Origin of the sequence: Pedococcus sp. NPDC057267, from assembly GCF_042668795.1 — a bacterium.
Classification (GTDB): Bacteria; Actinomycetota; Actinomycetes; order Actinomycetales; family Dermatophilaceae; genus Pedococcus.
The window spans coordinates 1-19,608 of sequence record NZ_JBHUYG010000083.1; the positions used below are offsets into that span (position 1 = coordinate 1).

Annotated in this window: 19 protein-coding genes and 1 tRNA gene; 12 read left to right on the forward strand and 8 right to left on the reverse strand. The window is 72.2% G+C overall.

Going from position 1 to position 19,608, the window contains the following annotated elements; genetic code table 11:
* The first annotated feature begins 3 nt into the window (after window positions 1-3).
* The 4 genes from ACFUC1_RS15880 (at window position 4) to ACFUC1_RS15895 (ending at window position 4,620) form a co-directional block, all read left to right on the forward strand.
* Entirely contained in the window at window positions 4-972 is a 969-nt protein-coding gene (locus tag ACFUC1_RS15880; RefSeq protein WP_379121500.1) for an ATP-binding cassette domain-containing protein, read from the forward strand.
* On the forward strand, window positions 959-1,942 hold the full coding sequence (locus ACFUC1_RS15885) for an ABC transporter permease (RefSeq protein ID WP_379121470.1): 984 nt from the start codon (window positions 959-961) through the stop codon (window positions 1,940-1,942). The genes ACFUC1_RS15880 and ACFUC1_RS15885 overlap by 14 nt, the downstream gene beginning before the upstream one ends.
* A 187-nt stretch (window positions 1,943-2,129) precedes the next feature.
* Window positions 2,130-2,957, forward strand: a complete 828-nt coding sequence (locus ACFUC1_RS15890) for an SDR family oxidoreductase (protein WP_379121472.1) — start codon at window positions 2,130-2,132, stop codon at window positions 2,955-2,957.
* Between the two features lie 43 nt (window positions 2,958-3,000).
* Window positions 3,001-4,620, forward strand: coding sequence for an AMP-binding protein (locus tag ACFUC1_RS15895; protein WP_379121474.1), 1,620 nt, complete (start codon window positions 3,001-3,003; stop codon window positions 4,618-4,620).
* 145 nt (window positions 4,621-4,765) lie between these two features.
* On the opposite strand, the gene ACFUC1_RS15900 is transcribed toward ACFUC1_RS15895, so the two are convergent.
* The gene (locus ACFUC1_RS15900; RefSeq protein ID WP_379121476.1) at window positions 4,766-6,946 is read right to left on the reverse strand and encodes an MMPL family transporter; all 2,181 of its coding nucleotides are present in this window, start codon (window positions 6,944-6,946) and stop codon (window positions 4,766-4,768) included.
* A 23-nt stretch (window positions 6,947-6,969) separates the two neighbouring features.
* On the opposite strand from ACFUC1_RS15900, the gene ACFUC1_RS15905 reads away from it, so the two are divergent.
* From ACFUC1_RS15905 to ACFUC1_RS15915, 3 genes are all read left to right on the forward strand, one after another.
* Window positions 6,970-7,467, forward strand: a complete 498-nt coding sequence (locus ACFUC1_RS15905; protein WP_379121478.1) for a MarR family winged helix-turn-helix transcriptional regulator — start codon at window positions 6,970-6,972, stop codon at window positions 7,465-7,467.
* Window positions 7,468-7,621: 154 nt separating this feature from the next.
* Entirely contained in the window at window positions 7,622-8,599 is a 978-nt protein-coding gene (locus tag ACFUC1_RS15910) for a pirin family protein (protein ID WP_379121480.1), read from the forward strand.
* 63 nt (window positions 8,600-8,662) lie between these two features.
* Window positions 8,663-8,860: a hypothetical protein gene (locus tag ACFUC1_RS15915; RefSeq protein WP_379121482.1), complete on the forward strand. Its 198-nt coding sequence runs from the start codon at window positions 8,663-8,665 to the stop codon at window positions 8,858-8,860.
* A gap of 79 nt (window positions 8,861-8,939) precedes the next feature.
* On the opposite strand, the gene ACFUC1_RS15920 is transcribed toward ACFUC1_RS15915, so the two are convergent.
* Together ACFUC1_RS15920 and ACFUC1_RS15925 are read right to left on the reverse strand one after the other, a co-directional pair.
* Window positions 8,940-9,176, reverse strand: coding sequence for a DUF1059 domain-containing protein (locus tag ACFUC1_RS15920; RefSeq protein ID WP_379121484.1), 237 nt, complete (start codon window positions 9,174-9,176; stop codon window positions 8,940-8,942).
* 113 nt (window positions 9,177-9,289) lie between these two features.
* A complete protein-coding gene (locus ACFUC1_RS15925) occupies window positions 9,290-10,144 on the reverse strand; it encodes a sigma-70 family RNA polymerase sigma factor (protein ID WP_379121486.1) in 855 nt (284 codons plus the stop codon).
* Window positions 10,145-10,343: 199 nt separating this feature from the next.
* Between ACFUC1_RS15925 and ACFUC1_RS15930 the strand changes: the two genes are divergently transcribed.
* Window positions 10,344-11,876: a Re/Si-specific NAD(P)(+) transhydrogenase subunit alpha gene (locus ACFUC1_RS15930; protein ID WP_379121488.1), complete on the forward strand. Its 1,533-nt coding sequence runs from the start codon at window positions 10,344-10,346 to the stop codon at window positions 11,874-11,876.
* Window positions 11,877-11,879: 3 nt separating this feature from the next.
* A complete protein-coding gene (gene pntB / locus ACFUC1_RS15935; protein ID WP_379121490.1) occupies window positions 11,880-13,268 on the forward strand; it encodes a Re/Si-specific NAD(P)(+) transhydrogenase subunit beta in 1,389 nt (462 codons plus the stop codon).
* Between the two features lie 37 nt (window positions 13,269-13,305).
* Here the strand turns inward: pntB and ACFUC1_RS15940 are convergent, their stop codons facing one another.
* The 4 genes from ACFUC1_RS15940 to upp form a co-directional block, all read right to left on the reverse strand.
* The gene (locus ACFUC1_RS15940; protein ID WP_379121492.1) at window positions 13,306-14,820 is read right to left on the reverse strand and encodes an amino acid permease; all 1,515 of its coding nucleotides are present in this window, start codon (window positions 14,818-14,820) and stop codon (window positions 13,306-13,308) included.
* Window positions 14,821-14,883: 63 nt separating this feature from the next.
* A complete protein-coding gene (locus ACFUC1_RS15945) occupies window positions 14,884-15,735 on the reverse strand; it encodes a PH domain-containing protein (RefSeq protein ID WP_379121494.1) in 852 nt (283 codons plus the stop codon).
* Between the two features lie 12 nt (window positions 15,736-15,747).
* The gene (locus ACFUC1_RS15950) at window positions 15,748-15,915 is read right to left on the reverse strand and encodes a hypothetical protein (RefSeq protein WP_310152763.1); all 168 of its coding nucleotides are present in this window, start codon (window positions 15,913-15,915) and stop codon (window positions 15,748-15,750) included.
* Between the two features lie 141 nt (window positions 15,916-16,056).
* Window positions 16,057-16,695 carry a uracil phosphoribosyltransferase gene (upp, locus tag ACFUC1_RS15955; RefSeq protein ID WP_379121496.1) on the reverse strand — a complete coding sequence of 213 codons (639 nt, stop codon included), beginning with the start codon at window positions 16,693-16,695 and terminating at the stop codon, window positions 16,057-16,059.
* Between the two features lie 64 nt (window positions 16,696-16,759).
* Here upp and ACFUC1_RS15960 point away from each other — a divergent pair, with 64 nt between their 5' ends.
* Both ACFUC1_RS15960 and ACFUC1_RS15965 read left to right on the forward strand, forming a co-directional pair.
* A complete protein-coding gene (locus ACFUC1_RS15960) occupies window positions 16,760-17,206 on the forward strand; it encodes a nucleoside deaminase (RefSeq protein ID WP_379121502.1) in 447 nt (148 codons plus the stop codon).
* The gene (locus tag ACFUC1_RS15965) at window positions 17,203-17,835 is read left to right on the forward strand and encodes a DedA family protein (protein WP_379121498.1); all 633 of its coding nucleotides are present in this window, start codon (window positions 17,203-17,205) and stop codon (window positions 17,833-17,835) included. The genes ACFUC1_RS15960 and ACFUC1_RS15965 overlap by 4 nt, the downstream gene beginning before the upstream one ends.
* A 7-nt stretch (window positions 17,836-17,842) precedes the next feature.
* On the opposite strand, the gene ACFUC1_RS15970 is transcribed toward ACFUC1_RS15965, so the two are convergent.
* Complete coding sequence (locus tag ACFUC1_RS15970; RefSeq protein WP_379121504.1) at window positions 17,843-19,231, reverse strand: MDR family MFS transporter; 1,389 nt, start codon at window positions 19,229-19,231, stop codon at window positions 17,843-17,845.
* 236 nt (window positions 19,232-19,467) lie between these two features.
* Between ACFUC1_RS15970 and ACFUC1_RS15975 the strand changes: the two genes are divergently transcribed.
* A tRNA-Ser gene (locus tag ACFUC1_RS15975) sits at window positions 19,468-19,557 on the forward strand.
* Window positions 19,558-19,608 lie beyond the last annotated feature (51 nt).

Consider the following 19,608-nt stretch of genomic DNA (forward strand, 5'->3'; position numbering starts at 1 on the left):
ACCCTGGGGGCGCCCACCCCGTCGGGTCGGGGGGACGTCGACGACTCGCTCGCGGTGCGCACCGACGGGCTCACCAAGCGCTTCGGCAACCAGGTCGCCGTGGACTCGCTCGACCTGCGGGTCCCGCGCGGGGCGGTCTACGGCTTCCTGGGCCCGAACGGCTCGGGCAAGACCACCACCATCCGCATGCTCCTCGGCCTGGTCGAGCCGACCTCCGGGAGCCGGTCGCTGCTCGGGCTGCCGATCCCGCAGGGGGCGACCGAGGCCCTGCACCGGGTGGGCTCGCTGGTCGAGGGCCCGGCGTTCCACCCCTACCTCTCGGGTCGTGCCAACCTCGTCCGGCTGGACTCCGCCGACCTGCTCGCCGACCCGCGCACGAGTGGCGAGCGGATCGACCGCGCACTCGACCGGGTGGGCCTGCGGGCCGCTGCCGGCAAGCGGTACCGCGCCTACTCCCTCGGCATGCGCCAGCGGCTGGCCATCGCGGCGGCGCTGCTCGCGCCGCGGGACCTGCTCGTCCTCGACGAGCCGACCAACGGCCTGGACCCGCAGGGCACCCGGGAGGTCCGCAACCTCATCGGCTCGCTCGCCTCGGACGGCACCACCGTCCTCGTCTCGAGCCACCTGCTGTCCGAGGTCGAGCAGATCTGCACCCACCTCGGCGTCATGCGCGAGGGCCGGATGGTGGCGCAGGGCACGACGGCCGAGGTGCGCGGCTCCGGTGTCGTGACCGTGCGTGTCGAGACCGGGCAGCCCGAGCGGGCGGCCGAGGTGCTGACCCGCCTGGGCGCGACGGCTGTCAGCACCAGCCCGACCGGCGTGCGCGCCGACCCGGGCGACCTCGAGCCGGAGGCGGTCGTCGCCGAGCTCGTGCGGGCCGGGGTGGGGGTGCGCGGGTTCGCGCTCGACCGCCCGAGCCTGGAGGACCTGTTCGTCACGCTCACGGGGGAGGGCTTCGATGTCAGCGGCTGACGTCTCGACCGGCACGACCACGACCGGCACGACCACGACCGGCACGACCACGACCGGCACGACCACGACCGGCACGACCACGACCGGCACGACCACGACCGGCACGACCACGACGGGCACGGGCCGCGCCACGGCCCGGCCGGCGTCGCACCGCCTCCTGTCCACCCGCCTGCTGCGCTCGGAGCTGCGGCTGATCGCCGGCCGGCGGCGCAACCAGGCCGGCCTCGCGGTCCTCGCCGCGGTACCGGTCGTCATGGCCATCGCCGTGAAGATGTCGACGCCGCGGGCCGGGGAGGGGCCGGACTTCCTCTCCTCGATCACCAGCAACGGCCTGTTCGTCCCGCTCGCCGCCCTCGGGGTGGAGATGGGGATGTTCCTGCCGCTGGCGATGTCGATGCTCGCCGGCGACGCGATCGCGGGCGAGGCCAACATCGGCACGCTGCGCTACCTGCTCGCCGTCCCGGTGGGCCGCACCCGCCTGCTGCTCGTGAAGTACGTCTCGCTGTGCATCGGCGCGTTCTGGGGGATAGCGGCTGTGGCGCTGCCCGGTGCGGTCGTCGGCATCGCGATCTTCGGCACCGGTCCGCTGACCACCCTGTCGGGCAGCCAGATCTCCTTCGGCGCGGCGGTCTGGCGGCTGCTGCTCGTCATGCTCTACCTGTCGGCGGGCCTGGCCGCGCTCGCCGCCGTGGGCCTGTTCATCTCCACCCTCACCGAGCAGCCGATCGCGGCGGCCATCGCACTCATGATCTTCACGATCGTGTCGTGGATCCTCGACTCGGTGCCGCAGCTGGCCTGGCTGCACCCGTGGCTGGTCGTGGACCACTGGCTCGCCTTCGGCGACCTGCTGCGCGACCCCATCGGCGGCAGCGGCGAGATCACGCGGGGCCTCGCCCTGGCCGCGGCGTATGCCGTGGTGTTCTGGACCGCGGCATGGGCCCGGTTCGCGGGCAAGGACATCACCAGCTGACGAGCGGCGCGTGAGGAGCCCGGGCCGGGCTCGCGGTGTGCCGGGGGGCCGCCGCGGGCCCGCCCCGTTCTTCCCAAGCCCCGGATGCGCGCGAGGTGCCCCGGCCAGTCCCTCCGGTGAGGTGGTGACGAGCGACACCCCGCGGGGCGGTACCGCGCCTACCGGGCGGTAACTAGGCTCGACCGCCATGACGACCCTTGCAGGCAGGACGATCCTCATGTCCGGCGGGAGCCGCGGCATCGGCCTCGCGATCGCGGTGCGCGCCGCCCGTGACGGAGCCAACGTCGCCCTGGTCGCCAAGACCGACCGGCCCGACCCGCGCCTGGCCGGCACGATCCACACGGCCGCCGACGCGATCCGCGAGGCCGGGGGGAACGCCCTCCCGATCGTGGGCGACATCCGCGACGACGCCACCATCGCCGCCGCGGTCGAGCGCACCGTGGCCGAGTTCGGCGGCATCGACGTCGTCGTCAACAACGCGAGCGTCCTCAACCTCAGCCCGACCGCCGACCTCGACCCGAAGCGGTACGACCTCATGCAGGACGTCAACGTCCGCGGCACGTTCATGCTGACCCGCTCGGCCATCCCGCACCTGCTCGCCAGCCCCGACCCCAAGGTGCTCACCCTGAGCCCGCCCATCAACCTGGACCCGCGCTGGTTCGCCGGGCACCCGGCATACACGATGGCGAAGTACGGCATGACGATGGCGGCGCTGGGCTTCGCCCACGAGCTGGGGCAGAAGGGCGTCTCCTCCACCTGCCTGTGGCCGGCGACGCTGGTCGCGACCGACGCGATCGGCAACCTGCCCGGCGGCGACCAGATGGTGGCGGTGAGCCGCAAGCCCGACATCGTGGCCGACGCGGCGTACGAGGTGCTGACCACGGACGGCCAGGAGCTGAACGGGCAGACGCTCATCGACGAGGACCTGCTGCGGTCGCGCGGCGTGACCGACTTCGCGGCGTACTCCATGACCGGTCGCGACGAGGGCCTGGCCCCGGACATCTTCCTGTCCTGACACGGGGGTTGTCCGGCCGCGCCCGGCGCGGTGGGATGTCCCCATGACATCGCTGTCGCACGCCGTGGGCGAGGCCGAGCCGGCCCTGCTCGAGCAGACCATCCCCGACAACCTCGACGCGACCGTGGCCCGGTTCGGCGAGCGCGAGGCGCTCGTCGACGTGCAGCAGGGCATCCGGTGGACGTATGCCGAGTTCGCCGGGCAGGTGGACCGGCTCGCCCGGGCGCTGCTCGCCGCCGGCGTCACCAAGGGTGAGCGCGTGGGCATCTGGTCGCCCAACCGCGCCGAGTGGACCGTCGTCCAGTACGCCACGGCCAAGATCGGCGCGATCCTCGTCAACATCAACCCGGCCTACCGCACGCACGAGCTCGACTACGTCCTCGGGCAGGCGGGCATCACGCGGGTCTTCCTGGCCGAGTCGTTCAAGACCAGCGACTACGTGTCGATGCTGGCCGAGGTGCGGGACAACCGGCCCGACGTCAGCGACGCCTGGGTCTTCGGTCAGCAGTCCTGGGACGACCTGCTGGCGCGCGCGGACGAGGTCACGGCCGAGCAGGTCGCCGAGGTGCAGCGCGGCCTGGAGCCGGGCGACGCGATCAACATCCAGTACACCTCGGGCACGACCGGGTTCCCCAAGGGTGCCACCCTCAGCCACCGCAACATCCTCAACAACGGCTACTTCGTCGGTGAGCTCTGCCGCTACACCGAGGTCGACCGGGTCTGCATCCCCGTGCCCTTCTACCACTGCTTCGGCATGGTCATGGGCAACCTCGCGTGCACCACGCACGGGGCGGCCATGGTGATCCCGGCTCCCGGGTTCGACCCGGCCGCGACCCTCAAGGCGACCGCCGACGAGAAGTGCACCAGCCTGTACGGCGTGCCCACGATGTTCATCGCGGAGTGGGCGCTGGCCGACCACGCGGCCTACGACCTGTCCTCGGTGCGCACCGGGATCATGGCCGGGTCCCCGTGCCCGGCGACGATGATGCAGAAGCTCATCGACGCCGGCATCGACGAGATGACCATCTGCTACGGCATGACGGAGACCTCGCCGGTGTCGACGCAGACCCGCGTGGACGACTCGTTCGAGCACAAGGTCGGCACGGTCGGGCGGGTCATGCCGCACCTGGAGATCAAGGTCGTCGACCCGGTGTCGGGCGAGACGGTCCCGCGCGGGACGCCGGGGGAGTTCTGCACCAAGGGCTACTCGGTGATGCTCGGGTACTGGGAGCAGCAGGACAAGACCGACGAGGTGCTCCAGGACGGCTGGATGCACACCGGCGACATCGCGGTGATGGACGAGGACGGCTACGTCCAGATCACCGGCCGGATCAAGGACATGGTGATCCGCGGTGGGGAGAACATCTACCCGCGGGAGATCGAGGAGTTCCTCTACACCCACCCCGACATCCTCGACGCCCAGGTGATCGGGGTGCCGGACGAGCGGTACGGCGAGGAGCTCTGCGCGTGGATCCGCATGCGCGAGGGGGCGCAGCCGCTCGACGCCGAGGGGGTGCGCGCGTTCGCCACCGGCAAGCTCGCGCACTACAAGATCCCCCGCTACGTCATGGTCGTCGACGAGTTCCCCATGACCGTCACCGGCAAGGTCCGCAAGGTCGAGATGCGGGAGAAGACGGTCGCCGACCTCGGCCTGCACGCCTGACCCGACGACCCCGGCCGACCGACGCAGGAGCCCGGCACCCCCTCCGGTGTGCCGGGCTCCTCGTGTGCGGGCGGACGGCCCAGGCCGAGCCGACCGACGACCGGTTCGCCGACCGCGGCGGCGTGCCCCGGCCGGCGCGCAGCGGTCAGGCGCGAACCGGTCGTCCGCCGGTCGGGTGGCTCGGCCACCAGAACCGCTCGCCGAGGAGGCTGACCAGCGCCGGTACGAGGATGCTGCGCACGACGAGCGTGTCGAGCAGGACGCCGAACCCGACGATGACGCCGATCTGGGCCAGCTGCACCAGCGGCAGCACGCCGAGCACCGCGAACACCGCCGCGAGCAGGATGCCCGCGCTCGTGATCACGCCGCCGGTGACGGCGAGCGCCCGCACGATCGCCTCCCGGGCCGGCGCCCCCTCGGAGGCCTCCTCGCGGGCCCGGGTCGTGAGGAAGATGTTGTAGTCGACGCCGAGGGCCACGAGGAACAGGAACGCCAGCAGGGGGGTGCTGACGGCCAGCGGCGGGTAGTCGAGCAGGTGGCGGAACGCGAACCAGCTCGCTCCCAGGCTCGCCACGTAGGTTGCGACGACCGTCGTCACGAGGAGCACGGCCGCGACCACCGAGCGCAGCAGCAGCATGAGCACCACCACGACGATCCCGAGGATCACGGGGAACAGCACCAGGCGGTCCCGGTCGGCCGTCGTCTTGGCGTCCAGCGCCTCCGCGTCGCTGCCGCCGACGAGCGCGTCCGCGCCCGGGACGGCGTGGACCGCCGTCCGCAGCGCCTTCACCCGGTCGAACGCCTTGGTCGTCCCGGGGGAGGCGTCGAGGACGGCGCTGAGCTCGACGAACCGGTCGTCGCCTCCCGCCGTGCGGACCTGCTGGACCCCGTCGACGCCCTTGGCCGCGTCGGTGACCGCTGCGGCGGCGGAGGCCCTGGTGATGATGGTGGCGGGCTCGCTCGTTCCGGCCGGGAACGCGGCCGCGAGCTGCTCCTGGCCGACGACGGCCTCCGGCTTCTTGAGGAACTGCTCGTTGGGGGACTGGCCCACCGAGAGGCTGAGGCCGCCGAGGGCGAGGACGACGAGCACGGCCACCGAGGAGACGGCCACGACCACCGGCCGCCCGGTCACCGCGTCGCCGAGGCGACGCCACACGCCGGCGTGGCTGGGGTCGAGGGTGCCCACGCGCGGGACGAACGGCCAGAAGAGCCGGCGCCCGAACATCACCATCGCGGCCGGCAGGACGAGCAGGGCGTACAGCAGGGCGACCACGATTCCCAGCGCGCCGGCATACCCCAGCGACCGTGCGAACGGGTCGTCGGCCAGGCCAAGGCTGAGCAGCGCCAGGGTGACGGTGCCGCCGCTGGCCAGGATGGCGGGCGCGGCCGAGCGCAGCGCCGCCCGCATGGCCTCGTGGCGGTCCTCGGTGCGGCGCAGCTCCTCCCGGTAGCGGGCGATGAGCAGCAGGGCGTAGTTGGTGCCGGCGCCGAAGACCAGGACCGACGTGATGCCGGTGACCGCGCCGTCGGCGCGGACGTCGCTGATGCGCGACAGGACGGTGAGTGCCTTGCTCGCGACCTGGTCGCCGGTCCCGACGACGGTCAGCGGCACCAGCCACAGCCACGGGCTGCGGTAGGTGATGAGGAGCAGGATCGCCACCACGCCTGCGGTCGCGGCGAGCAGCCGGATGTCGGCGCCCTCGAACACCGCGCCGATGTCGGCCCCGAACGCCGGTCCGCCGGTGACGGTCGCCGTCAGGCCGGCGGGCAGGCCCTCCCGGACGGCCGCGCGCAGGGCCTTGACCGCATCGGCGTTGGCGCCGTCCGGCAGGTCTGCCTTGAGCGGCACGACGACCAGGGCCGTGCCCTTGTCCGCCGAGAGCTGCGGCGGGATGGCGCCCGACGAGGGGCCGCCCGTCCCACCGGGGGTGCCCGGAGCGCCGCTCTGGGCGCCGGCGGAGGGCGCCCACTGCTTCACGGCGGCGACGCCCCGGTCCCGGGAGGCCTCGACGGCCGTGACGTCGACCGCGCCGGACGCCGCCTTGTAGACGACGATCGCCGGGGCGACACCACTGGAGGGAAGCTGCGCGCGCAGGGCGTTCACCTGGGCGGACTCGGCGCTGTCGGGCAGCGACGCGGCGGTGGTGGAGACCGCCTTGGGCTGCCCGGCGAACGCGAAGGCCGCCCCGGAGACGAGGATCGCGAGCACGACGACGACCCACTTGACCCGGGGCCCCACGAGACCTCCGAGGGCGCGACCTGCGGGTGAGAAGAACCCGTGCGGGTCCCGTGCCGGCTTCTTGTCTCCACTCTGGAACATTTCCATGGTGGAAATACTAGACTGTCCCCGTGACGCACCGCGACCCGACGCCTCCTGCGGCCATGGAGGCGGCCATCATCGATCGGCTCCGCGAGTTCACGACCGCCATGGACCACTACATCGACGCGCACGGCGGCCGGCACGGGCTGCACCGCACCGACCTCAACGCCCTCGGCCACGTGATGGACGCCAGCCGGCGGGGCGAGGACCTCGGGCCGGGCGAGCTCGCCGCCGCCCTCAACCTCAGTGCGCCCGCCACGTCCGCCCTGCTCGCCCGGCTCGAGGGTGTCGGCCACGTCCAGCGGCGGCACAGCGCCACCGACCGCCGGCGCGTGTCGATCGAGATGACCGACGAGGCGATGCAGGTGGGTCGGGACGTGTTCGCCCCCATCGGGGGCGCGATCCGGGACGTGATCGCCGGCTTCACCCCGGCCGAGCGGGAGGTCGTCCTGCGCTTCCTCGGCGAGGTCGTGGACCGCACCAACGCCGCCGCCAGGCAGGACCCGCACGACCCGTCGGCCCCCTGACCGGTCTCCGGCCTGGCCCTTGACCGGTCTCCGGCGTGGCCCCTGACGGGTCTCCGGCCCCTGGGCCGCCCCGCCGACCTCCCGGGAGGAATGTCTTGACGCGGGTCGGCGTTGGGCTAGATAGTTGAATTTGAAACTATCCGATGGAGGGACCATGCCAGCCGTCACCGTCTCCGACCTCACCGTCCTGCCGCGGGTGCCGAGCCCGTCGCCGGCCGCCACGTCGCGACCCGTGCGTTCGATCACCAGCGCGCCCGGCGGCGTCGAGGGCGAGGGCTTCCCGGTGAAGCGCGCCTTCGCCGGCGTCGACCTGCGCGACCTCGACCCGTTCATCCACATGGACGAGATGGGCGAGGTGGAGTACGCCCCGGGCGAGCCGAAGGGGACGCCGTGGCACCCCCACCGCGGCTTCGAGACCGTCACCTACATCATCGACGGCATCTTCGACCACCAGGACTCCTTCGGTGGCGGCGGCACGATCACCAACGGCGACACCCAGTGGATGACCGCCGGCTCGGGGATCCTGCACATCGAGGCCCCGCCGGAGCACCTCGTCGTCAGCGGCGGACTGTTCCACGGCTTCCAGCTGTGGGTGAACCTGCCGCGCGTCGACAAGCTCAAGCCCCCGGCATACCAGGACCTGCGCTCCTCCGAGGTCGGGCTCCTGACCTCCGCGGACGGGGGCGCGCTGCTGCGCGTCATCGCCGGTGAGGTCGGCGGCGTGACCGGGCCCGGGTCGACGCACACGCCCATGGCGATGGTGCACGCGACCGTCGCCCCGGGCGGCGAGGTCGTCCTGCCGTGGCGCAGCGACTTCAACGCCCTCGTCTACGTCATGAGCGGCGACGGGTTCGTCGGCCCGGACCAGTCGCCGATCGGCACCGGCCAGCTGGCCGTGCTGGGCGCGGGCGACACCCTGCGGCTGTCGTCGGCGCGCACGCAGCAGGAGCGGTATGCCGCGGGGCTCGACGTGCTCGTGCTCGGTGGACGGCCGATCCGCGAGCCCGTCGCGTGGGCGGGGCCCTTCGTCATGAACAACCGTGCCGAGCTCGTCCAGGCCTTCGAGGACTACCAGGCCGGCCGGCTCGGGCAGCCCGTCCCGCACGGCGACGTGGGCGGTGCCACCTCCTGACGGGTCGCGTCCAGTCGTGCGATACGATACGGTTCGTATCGTAACGAGAGGAGGCGAGCACAGATGACCCAGACCATGACTCGCACCCGCGCGGAGCACCGCGCTCGCGCCGCCCACGAGGCCCGGCGCTACCCCCATGACTACCTGCACACCGACCGCACCTACGAGCAGTCGCAGCGCGACATCGGCGGCAGCCTGTTCCTCGGCGCCGTCACGCTCATCGCCCTGATGGCGCTCATCGTCACCGGCCTGATCTTCTAGCGGCCCGGCGCGGCGCACGGCGAAGCCCCCACCCGACCGTCCCCGGGTGGGGGCTTCGTCGTCGTCAGGGCCCGGCGGCCTACGACTCGGGCAGGGCCGCGAAGGTCGCCTTGGCGTCGCGGTACCACCCGAGCGAGCGCTTGGGGTGGCGCCAGCGGTTCTTCATGTCCTCCCGGGCCGGCAGGTGGGCGGAGTCGCCCGCCCGCTCGGCGTCCCGGAGGTGCCGATCCTGGGCCTTGATGACCTCGTCGGCGGTCTCGCCGCGGTGCTCGAGCTCGCAGGGGCCGCCGAGCTGGCGGCAGGTCATGGTCTTCATCGCTTCTCCTCCGGCCGGGTGGCCCTGGTGTCGGTGGGTGGTGCCTCTGCCTGTTCGACGTCCGGGGCGGCGCAGGTGTGACCGGTCACCGGAGGGGTTTCCGCGGGACCCCGTCAGTCGCGAGGTGTGGCGGCGTCGCGGGGAGCACCCGCCTCGCGACGCGTCACCCGCGCGAGCACCTCGGGGTCGGCGCGGAAGGTGATCGCGGTGACGAGCCCGTCGGCGAGGGTGAAGTCGAACAGCACCTTGGCCTCGCCGCGCAGGTACCAGGCGGCCCCCGGACGGTCGTCGACCAGGACCGGCAGCGCCGACTTCGCCGACCCGTTGAAGAAGGTCGCCACCTCCTCGCGGCCCTCGATCCGCTGCGGCGTCCCGGCGAGGACGGCCGTGTCGTCCGCCGTCACGACCGCGTCCGGCGCCAGCAGCTGCACCAGCCGGGTGAAGTCCCCCTCGCGCGCGGCGGACAGGAACGCGTCGACGACCTCCCAGTCGGCAAGGGCGTCCTCCGCCGCCGGCTGGCGCACCTTGGCCCGCGCGCGGGAGGCGAGCTTGCGTGCCGCCGCCGGGGTGCTGTCGAGCACCGTGGCGATCGTGGCGAACTCGAAGCCGAACGTGTCGTGCAGCACGAACGCCACCCGCTCCTGCGGCGTCAGGCGGTCGAGCACGACCTGCAGGGCGATGCCGACCGTGTCCGCGAGCACGACGTCGTCGGCGGGGTCGGGGGCCTGCTCGACCACCTCTACCTCCGGCACGGGCACCGAGCGCCGCGCCCGCAGCCGGTCCAGGCACAGCCGCGTCGTCACGGTCGTCAGCCAGGCGGGCAGGTTCTCGATGTCGTCGTCCGTGGCGTCCAGCCGCAGCCACGCCTGCTGGACCACGTCCTCCGCCTCGGCCGCGTCGGTCAGCACCCGGGCGGCGAGCCCCACGAGCCGCGGCCGCTCGGCCACGAACATCTCCGTCCGGTCCACGGCACGACCCTTCCACGAAACGACGCTGGCACCCCACCGACGCACCACGTGCCGCGGATGTGACGGCAGGTGGCGCGGCGGCGTCTCACACTGTCCGGACGGTGGACGCGGCACGCGACCGTGCTCACAAAGCCGCCACTCTCGGACGCCCAGCCAATAGGTTTGGGCGCGTCACGGCCTTCCAACGACGGGAGCAACAGTGCGGATCGGTGTCCCTGCGGAGTCCAAGCCGGGTGAGACCCGGGTCGCCGCCACGCCCAGGACGGTCGGGCAGTTCGTCGGCCTCGGGTACGACGTGGTGGTCGAGCGCGGTGCCGGTGCGCGGGCCTCCTTCCCCGACGAGGCGTATGCCGCCGCGGGCGCCACCTGCGTCGAGGCGGGCGAGGCGTGGACCTCCGACGTCGTCCTCAAGGTCAACGCCCCGGACGAGGCCGAGGTCGCGCGCCTGCGGGCGGGCACCCTGCTCGCCTGCCTGTTGTCCCCGGCCCTGCGTCCCGACCTCGTCGAGCAGCTCACCGCCGCCGGCGTCACCGCGCTCGCGATGGATGCCGTCCCGCGGATCTCCCGGGCCCAGTCGCTCGACGTCCTCTCCTCCATGGCGAACATCGGCGGCTACCGCGCGGTGATCGAGGCGGCGCACGAGTTCGGCTCGCTCTTCACCGGCCAGGTCACCGCGGCCGGCAAGGTGCCCCCCGCCACGGTGCTCGTCGTGGGCGCAGGTGTCGCCGGTCTGGCCGCCATCGGCACCGCCAACAGCCTCGGCGCCGTCGTGCGCGCGTTCGACGCCCGCTCCGAGGTCGGCGAGCAGGTCGAGTCGATGGGCGCGCAGTTCCTGCGGATCGACGTCGAGGACGAGGGCCCGTCGGCGACCGGCTACGCCAAGGAGATGGGCGAGGACTTCAACCGCAAGGCCGCCGAGCTGTACGCCCAGCAGGTCCGCGAGGTCGACATCGTCATCACCACCGCCCTCATCCCGGGCCGGCCCGCCCCCCGCCTCATCACCGAGGAGATGGTCGCCACGATGAAGCCGGGCTCGGTCGTCGTCGACATGGCGGCCGCCAACGGCGGCAACGTCGCCGGCGCCGTCGCCGACCAGCTGGTGACCACGCCGAACGGCGTCAAGATCATCGGCTACACCGACCTCCCCGGGCGGCTGCCGACCCAGGCCAGCCAGCTCTACGGCACCAACCTCGTCAACCTGCTCAAGCTCCTCACCCCCGGCAAGGACGGCCGCGTCGTCCTCGACCTCGACGACGTCGTGCAGCGCGGCATGACCGTCTGCCGTGACGGCGAGACGCTGTGGCCGCCACCGCCCGTGCAGGTCAGCGCCGCCCCGTCGGCGCCCGCCGCGAAGGCGCCCGAACCCGCGGCACCCAAGCCGCCACCGGACCCGCGGCGCCGGTATGCCGTGATGGCACTGGCCGCGGTCCTCTTCGGCCTCGTCGCCGCGAACTCCCCGTCGGTCTTCCTCGGGCACTTCACGGTCTTCGCGCTCGCGGTCATCGTGGGCTTCTACGTCATCTCCAACGTCGCCCACGCCCTGCACACGCCGCTGATGTCGGAGACCAACGCGATCAGCGGCATCATCCTCGTCGGCGCGATCCTCCAGGTCGGCAGCGGGGACGCGGTCGTGCGCACCATCGCCCTGGTGGGCATCGTCATCGCGAGCATCAACATCTTCGGTGGGTTCGCGGTCACCGGCCGCATGCTCCAGATGTTCCGGAAGGACTGACCGGTGGTCACCAACAACGTCGTCCAGGCGGCATACATCGTCTCGGCCGTCCTCTTCGTCCTCTCCCTCGCCGGGCTCTCGAAGCACGAGAAGGCCAAGGAGGGCAACGCCTTCGGTATCGCCGGCATGGTGATCGCGCTCGTCGCCACCCTGTGGCTCTCAGCGTCGCGGTCGGAGAACGGGCTCGTCACGATCCTGCTCGTGCTCGTCGCCATGGCGGTCGGCGGCTCGATCGGGCTGTGGCGGGCGCGGGTCGTCGAGATGACCCAGATGCCCGAGCTCGTCGCGATGCTGCACTCGTTCGTGGGCCTCGCCGCGGTGCTCGTCGGCTTCAACTCCTTCGCCGAGGGCGGCGAGGCGGGGACGGGCGAGACCATCCACCTCGTCGAGGTGTTCCTCGGCGTCTTCATCGGCGCCGTGACCTTCACCGGGTCGATCGTCGCGTTCCTCAAGCTGTCGGCGCGGATCAAGTCCTCGCCGCTCATGCTCCCCGCCCGCCACTGGCTCAACCTCGCGGCCCTGGTCGTCTCGGCCGGCCTTCTCGTCTGGTTCGTGGCGTCGGGGTCGATCGTCCCGCTGCTCGTCATGACGGTCGTCGCGCTGGCGTTCGGCTGGCACCTCGTGGCCTCCATCGGCGGCGGCGACATGCCGGTCGTGGTGTCGATGCTCAACAGCTACTCCGGCTGGGCCGCGGCCGCCGCCGGCTTCATGCTCGGCAACGACCTGCTCATCGTCACGGGCGCCCTCGTCGGCTCCTCCGGTGCGATCCTCAGCTACATCATGTGCCGGGCGATGAACCGCTCGTTCTTCTCGGTCATCGCGGGCGGGTTCGGCCAGGAGGTCGCGGTCGGCGCCGACACCGACTACGGCGAGCACCGCGAGACCACCGCCGAGGACGTCGCCGAGCTGCTGCGCGACGCGTCCTCCGTGGTCATCACCCCGGGCTACGGCATGGCGGTGGCCCAGGCGCAGTACCCCGTCGCCGAGCTCACCAGCCAGCTGCGCAGGAAGGGGGTCAACGTCCGGTTCGGCATCCACCCGGTCGCCGGACGCCTGCCCGGGCACATGAACGTCCTGCTCGCCGAGGCCAAGGTGCCCTACGACATCGTGCTCGAGATGGACGAGGTCAACGACGACTTCCCCGACACCGACGTCGTCCTCGTCATCGGCGCCAACGACACCGTGAACCCGTCGGCGTCCGAGGAGCCGTCCAGCCCCATCGCGGGCATGCCGGTGCTCGAGGTGTGGAAGGCGCGCAACGTGGTCGTCTTCAAGCGGTCCATGGCCACCGGGTATGCCGGGGTGCAGAACCCGTTGTTCTTCAAGGAGAACAGCGCGATGCTCTTCGGCGACGCCAAGGAGCGCGTCGAGGACATCATCAAGGCTCTCTGACCTGCGAGCAGGCCCTAGTCGACCGGCCGGGCTCCCGTCACGCGCCGGCGACGCGCGCGGGCTCGGGCTCGGTGTCGTGGCCGCGCCGGGCCAGCCGGCTGTTCCGGTAGCTGTACGCGAAGTAGATGACGAACCCGAGGGCCATCCAGACCAGGAAGCGGATCCAGGTCTCGACCGACAGGTTGAGCATCAGGTAGAGCGAGGCCAGCGCCGCGAACCCGGGCAGCCACGGCGACAGTGGCACCCGGAAGGCGCGCTGGATGTCCGGACGGCGCCGGCGCAGGATCGGCACCGCGAGCGAGACGAGGGTGAACGCGGCGAGCGTGCCGATGTTCACCATCTCCTCGAGGTCGACGTGGTTGCCGAGGTAGCCGGCGATGAACGCCACGATGGCGCCGACGAGCACCGTGATCCGGATCGGGGTGCCCGTGCGCGGGTTGGTGCGCCCGAGGCCGGCGGGCAGCAGCCGGTCGCGGCACATGGCGAACAGCACGCGGGTGGCTCCGATGATGAGCGTCATCACGACGGTCGTGAGGCCGGCGACGGCGCCGCAGGAGATGACCGTCGCATACGCCGACTTGCCCACGTCCTTGAAGGCGGTGGCCAGCGCGGCATCCGGGTCGATCTTGTCGTACTTGACCATGCCCGTGATGACGAAGGCGACGGCGACGTAGAGGATCGTGCAGATCACGAGCGAGGCGATGATCCCGATCGGCAGGTCGCGCTGGGGGTTCTTGGCCTCCTCGGCGGTGGTGGCCACCACGTCGAAGCCGATGTAGGCGAAGAACACGATGCCGGCGCCGGCGAAGATGCCGCCGAGGCCGTAGGTCGACGGCGTGAAGCCGAACATCGCCTGGATGAGCGGCTGGGTGAGGCCCGAGGCGCCCTCGCCCGCCTTGGCGGGCGGCACGAACGGGGTGTAGTTCGCCGTCTTGATGTAGGCGATGCCCGCGACGATGACGAACAGCACGATGAAGAGCTTGATCGCGACCAGCACGAGGTTGACCCGCATCGACTCCTTGATGCCCCAGGCCACGAGCGCGGTCAGCACGGCGACGAGCAGGAACGCGAGCAGGTTGAACTGCCCGCCCGGGTTGTCCTTGGTCAGCGGCGCCAGGGCGGACGGCAGGTGGATGCCGAGGTCGTTCAGCAGGAGGTTCGCGTAGGACGACCAGCCCTGGGACACCACCCCGGCACCGAGGGCCAGCTCGAGCAGGAGGTCCCAGCCGATGATCCACGCCACGATCTCGCCGAGGGACGCGTACGAGAACGTGTAGGCGGACCCCGACACCGGGACGGTCGAGGCGAACTCCGCGTAGCAGAGGGCGGCGAGACCGCAGACGACCGCGGCCACGACGAAGGAGATGGTGATCGCCGGCCCGGCATACGCCTGCGCGGCCTTGCCGGTGAAGGTGAAGATGCCGGCGCCGATGATGACGCCGATGCCGAACACCGTCAGGTCGAGCCAGGACAGGCTCTTCTTGAGGGCGAACTCCGGGTCGTCGGTCTCGCTGATGGACTGTTCGACCGACTTGGTCCGCATCACGGACATGGGCACGACCTCCAGTGGCTCGGCGGCGGGGCGACGGCGTGGCGCCCCGGTTGGCCGACCACGCTAGCGCTCGTCGTCCTCCCGGGCGCGGCGACGGCGCAGGGGGATCGGCCCGGTGTCGGCGCTGCGGTCGCGGGCCCGCAGGTCGGGCGAGCGGTAGAGGGTGTCGCCCTGGTCACCGCTCGACGGGCCGGGGTCGCCGGCCGTGGGGTGTGCCGGGGTGTGCCGCGGGGAGTTCCAGCCGGCGTACGGGTCGGGCAGGTCCGCGCGGACCGGCACCGGCTCGGTCCACGGCTCGTCCACCCACGGCTCCTGTTTTTGCGGCTCGTCCCACTGGTCGTCCCACGGCTGGCCGGGACCGCCCCACGGGGCGCCGCGGCCCTGGTCGCGCCCGGAGCCGCGGAACATCTCCGCGCAGATGACGCGGTAGTTGTGGTCGGGCTGGGGGACCCAGTTCACCTCGTGCAGGGCCTGGTCCTGGCCCGCCGACTCCATGACGAAGCGGCCGTAGCCCAGCAGCCGGCCGGGCACCGACCTCTCGTAGGACATGTCCGTGACCTTCATCAGCGGCATCATCGCCACCTTGCGGGTGATGAAGCCGTAGAAGAGCAGCAGGCGCTTGTCGGTCGCGACGAACCAGTCGTGCCGCCACTCGGCCACCCGGTAGGCCATCCGCGCGACCAGGGCGAACCACAGCCACCACGTGCCTGTGGTCAGCCAGCCGACGGAGGCGGGGATCCGCGCGTCGAGCCACAGCGCGAGCACCGCGCCGAGGAGGACGCTGCCGACGGGCTCGGCCACCTTGGCCCAGTGCTGGTGGACCGCCGTCACGAGCCGCTCCCCGTCGAGCAGGTACCGGTCGAGCTCGGCGTTCCGGCGCGGCACGGAGAGGGGTCCCGGCTCGGGGAGGCTCACGGCCGCGGCCTGCTACCGGCCGAGGAGGGAGTCGAAGAAGGTGCCGATGCCGCGGGCCCCGTCGGCGAGGATCGAGCCGGACGTCTTGACGATGTCGGCGGCCTGGTGCGGGGACGTGATGATCGCGTAGGCGGCGAACGCGACGAGGACCCAGACCAGGATCTTCTTTGCGCGCTGCATGGACACTCCTCGGGCGTGGGGACAGGTCCGCCCGAGCGGGCACACCTCCATCCCATCGTGCCCGACGGGGTCGTCCGTTCGGTGGAGGCGCGCCCGGCCCGTTCGGCCGAGGGGCCGGCGACGGGCGGTGACCCGGCGGGGTCAGACCAGGCCGTAGAGGCGGTCGCCCGCGTCGCCGAGCCCCGGGACGATGTAGCCCTTGTCGTTGAGCCGCTCGTCCATGGCGCCGGTGACGATGGTGATCGGGATGTCGAGGTCGGCGAGCGCCTCCTCGACGTGCTTGACGCCCTCGGGGGCGGCGAGCAGGCACACGGCGGTGATGTCGTCGGCGCCCCGGTCGGCGAGGTAGCGGATCGCGTCGGCAAGGGTGCCGCCGGTGGCGAGCATGGGGTCGACGACGTAGCACTGGCGGCCGCGGAGGTCGTCGGGCAGGCGGTTCGCGTAGGTGATCGCCTCGAGCGTCTCCTCGTTGCGCTGCATGCCGAGGAAGCCGACCTCGGCACCCGGCAGCAGGCGCACCATGCCCTCGAGCATGCCGAGGCCGGCGCGCAGGATCGGGACGATGAGCGGCTTGGGGTTGGACAGCTTGATGCCGGTGGTGGGCGCGACCGGGGTCTCGATGTCGAACGGCTCCACCCGCACGTCCCGGGTCGCCTCGTACGCGAGCAGCGTCACCAGCTCCTCGGTCAGCCGCCGGAAGGTGGGGCTGTCCGTCCGCTTGTCACGCAGGTAGGTCAGCTTGTGCGTGATGAGGGGGTGGTCGGCAACGTGGACGCGCATAGGCGAAACTTAGCGCGTGACCTCGACCCGCGGCCCGGCGCCCGACGGCAGGTATGCCGCGTGGATGGGGGAGGCGCTCGACCTCGCCGGACAGGCGGCTCTGGACGGTGACGTGCCCGTGGGTGCCGTCGTCGTGGACGCTGCCGGTGAGGTCGTCGGGCGCGGTCGGAACCTGCGCGAGGTCGAGCACGACCCGACGGCGCACGCCGAGGTCGTGGCGCTGCGGGAGGCCGCCGCGCGCCGCGGGGAGTGGCGGCTCGAGGGCTGCACCCTCGTCGTGACGCTGGAGCCCTGCCCGATGTGCGCGGGTGCCCTGCTCCTGTCCCGGGTCGACCGGCTCGTCCTGGGGGCCTGGGACCCGAAGCTGGGCGCGACGGGCTCGGTGTGGGACCTCGTCCGGGACCGCAGGGCCAACCACTTCGTCGAGGTCGTCGGCGGGGTGCGCGAGCAGGAGTGCTCGGCCCTGCTGCTCGACTTCTTCACCAGCCACCGAGAGGCAGCCCGGTCGTGAGCGGACTCGTCAGCAGCCTGGTCGACACGGTCCTCGGCGCCCCGCCGTGGCTCGTCTACCTCATCGTCGGCCTCGTCGTGTTCGCCGAGGACGCCCTGTTCGTGGGCTTCGTCCTCCCCGGCGAGACGCTCGCCATCATCGGGGGCGTGACGGCCAGCATCGGCCACACGTCGTTCCCGGTGGTGCTGCTCGTCGTCATCGTGTGCGCGGTCGTGGGCGACTCGGTCGGGTACGAGATCGGCAAGCACTTCGGCCCCCGGGTGCTGGAGCTGTCGCTCCTGAAGAAGCGACGCAAGCGGCTCGACGAGGCGCAGGACTTCCTGCGCCGCCGGGGCGGCTCGGCCGTCTTCCTCGGACGCTGGACCGCCTTCTTCCGTGCGGTCATGCCGGCGCTCGCCGGTCTCAGCGGTATGCCGTACCGCATGTTCCTGCCGTGGAACGCGGTCGGGGGCATCGCCTGGGGCGCGACGGCCGTCACGGGTGGCTACCTCGCCGGGGAGTCCTACCGCCGCGTGGTGAAGTGGCTGGGCACGGGCGCGGCTGTGGTGGTCGGCGTGATCGTCCTCGTCGCGGTCGTGGTGGTCGTCGTGCGGCGTCGCCGCCGGGAGCGCGCTCGCTCGGCCGGCTGAGCGGTGCTCAGGCCGGCTCCGGTTCCGCCTCGCGGGCCGGGGACGGCTGGGTGTCCGCCCGCACCTTCGGCATGAGGACGCCGGCGGCAACCGTGAGGGCCGCAGCCACCACCACGGCGACGAAGACGGCACGGCCGGACGACGTGGCGGTGGCGGGGTCGGTCTCGGGACGGCCGGTGGACGCGACCACGGCGTTGGCGACGGCGCCGAAGACGGCGGCCCCCAGGGCGCTGCCGATGGACCGCGCGAACATGTTGGTTCCGGTCGCCACGCCGCGCTCGTGCCACTCCACGCTCGCCTGGGCCGCGATGAGCGACGGCGTCGCCACCAGGCCCATGCCCATGCCCACGACGAAGCAGGTGACGGCGACGACGAGGACCGAGGGGTGGGCGGAGAGCAGCGCGAGCGCCGCCGAGCCGAGCAGCACCAGGGCGAGCCCGATGAGGATGGTCGGGCGGAAGCCCCAGCGCAGGTAGAACAGCCGGCCCGACACGGTGGCGGCGAGGGGCCAGCCGAGCGTGAGGGCGGCGAGGGCGAGGCCGCCGACGAGCGGGGAGACGCCGAGGGAGTTCTCGAGGTAGGTCGGGACGAACGACGTCAGGCCGATGAGGATGACGCCGACCCCGAGCGACAGGGCGGTCGTGGTGACGAGCAGGCGGCGGCTGAGGACCCACAGCGGGAGGACGGGCTCGGCGGCGCGGCGCTCGATCCACGGGAAGAGCGCCAGCAGCGCGGCACCGGCGGCGAACACCGCGATGCTCGTCGGGGAGGACCAGGCCCACGCCTGTCCGCCCTCGAGGACGCCGAGGATGACCAGCGCCATCCCGGCCGTCAGCACCGCCGACCCGGCGTAGTCGATCTTGTGCGGACGCCGTTCGACGGACTCGTGGAAGTCGCGCGCGATGAGGAAGGCGGCGAGCAGGCAGAGCGGCACGTTCACGAAGAAGATCCAGCGCCAGATCCCCAGCTGGGAGAAGACGCCCCCGAGGGTCGGGCCGACGACCGACGAGATCGCCCACACGCTGGCGAGGTAGCCCTGGGTCGTCGCCCGCTCGGCCACCGTGTAGATGTCGCCGGCGATGGTGATGGCCATGGGCTGGACCGCACCCGCGCCGAGACCCTGCACGGCGCGGAAGGCGATCAGGGCGGGCATGCTCCAGGCGAACCCGCACACCACCGACCCGGCGAGGAAGAGCCCGATCCCGAGGAGCATGAGCGGCTTGCGGCCGAAGATGTCGGCGAACTTGGCGTACACCGGGACCGAGACACCTTGGGCGAGCAGGTACACCGAGAAGAGCCACGGGAACTGGGCGAAGCCACCGAGGTCGCGGACGATCGACGGCACGGCGGTGGCGAGGATCGTGGCGTCGATCGCGATGAGGCCCGTCGAGACCATGAGGGCCAGCAGGATGGGGCCGCGCTCGGAGCGCAGCCCGACGGCAGCACGGGACGTCGGGGTCACGTCCTGGTTCAAGTCCCGGACGGGGGTGGTGCATTCCCAGGCGTCCCACGGGGCGGTCACGGGGCGGGGACGGGCAGTGCGGGTGCCCGGCCGGGGCCGTCCTCGGGCTCGAGTCGAGGGCGGCCGGGGCGATTTCGGAACCGGTCCACCCCTCGGGTACCCTGCTCGGCGGTGGCGTGTCCGAGCGGCCTAAGGAGAACGCCTCGAAAGCGTTTGTGGGTGAAAGTCCACCGAGGGTTCAAATCCCTCCGCCACCGCCAGACACGACGAAGGCCACCCCGATGCGAAGCGAGGGTAGGCCTGCGTCGTGT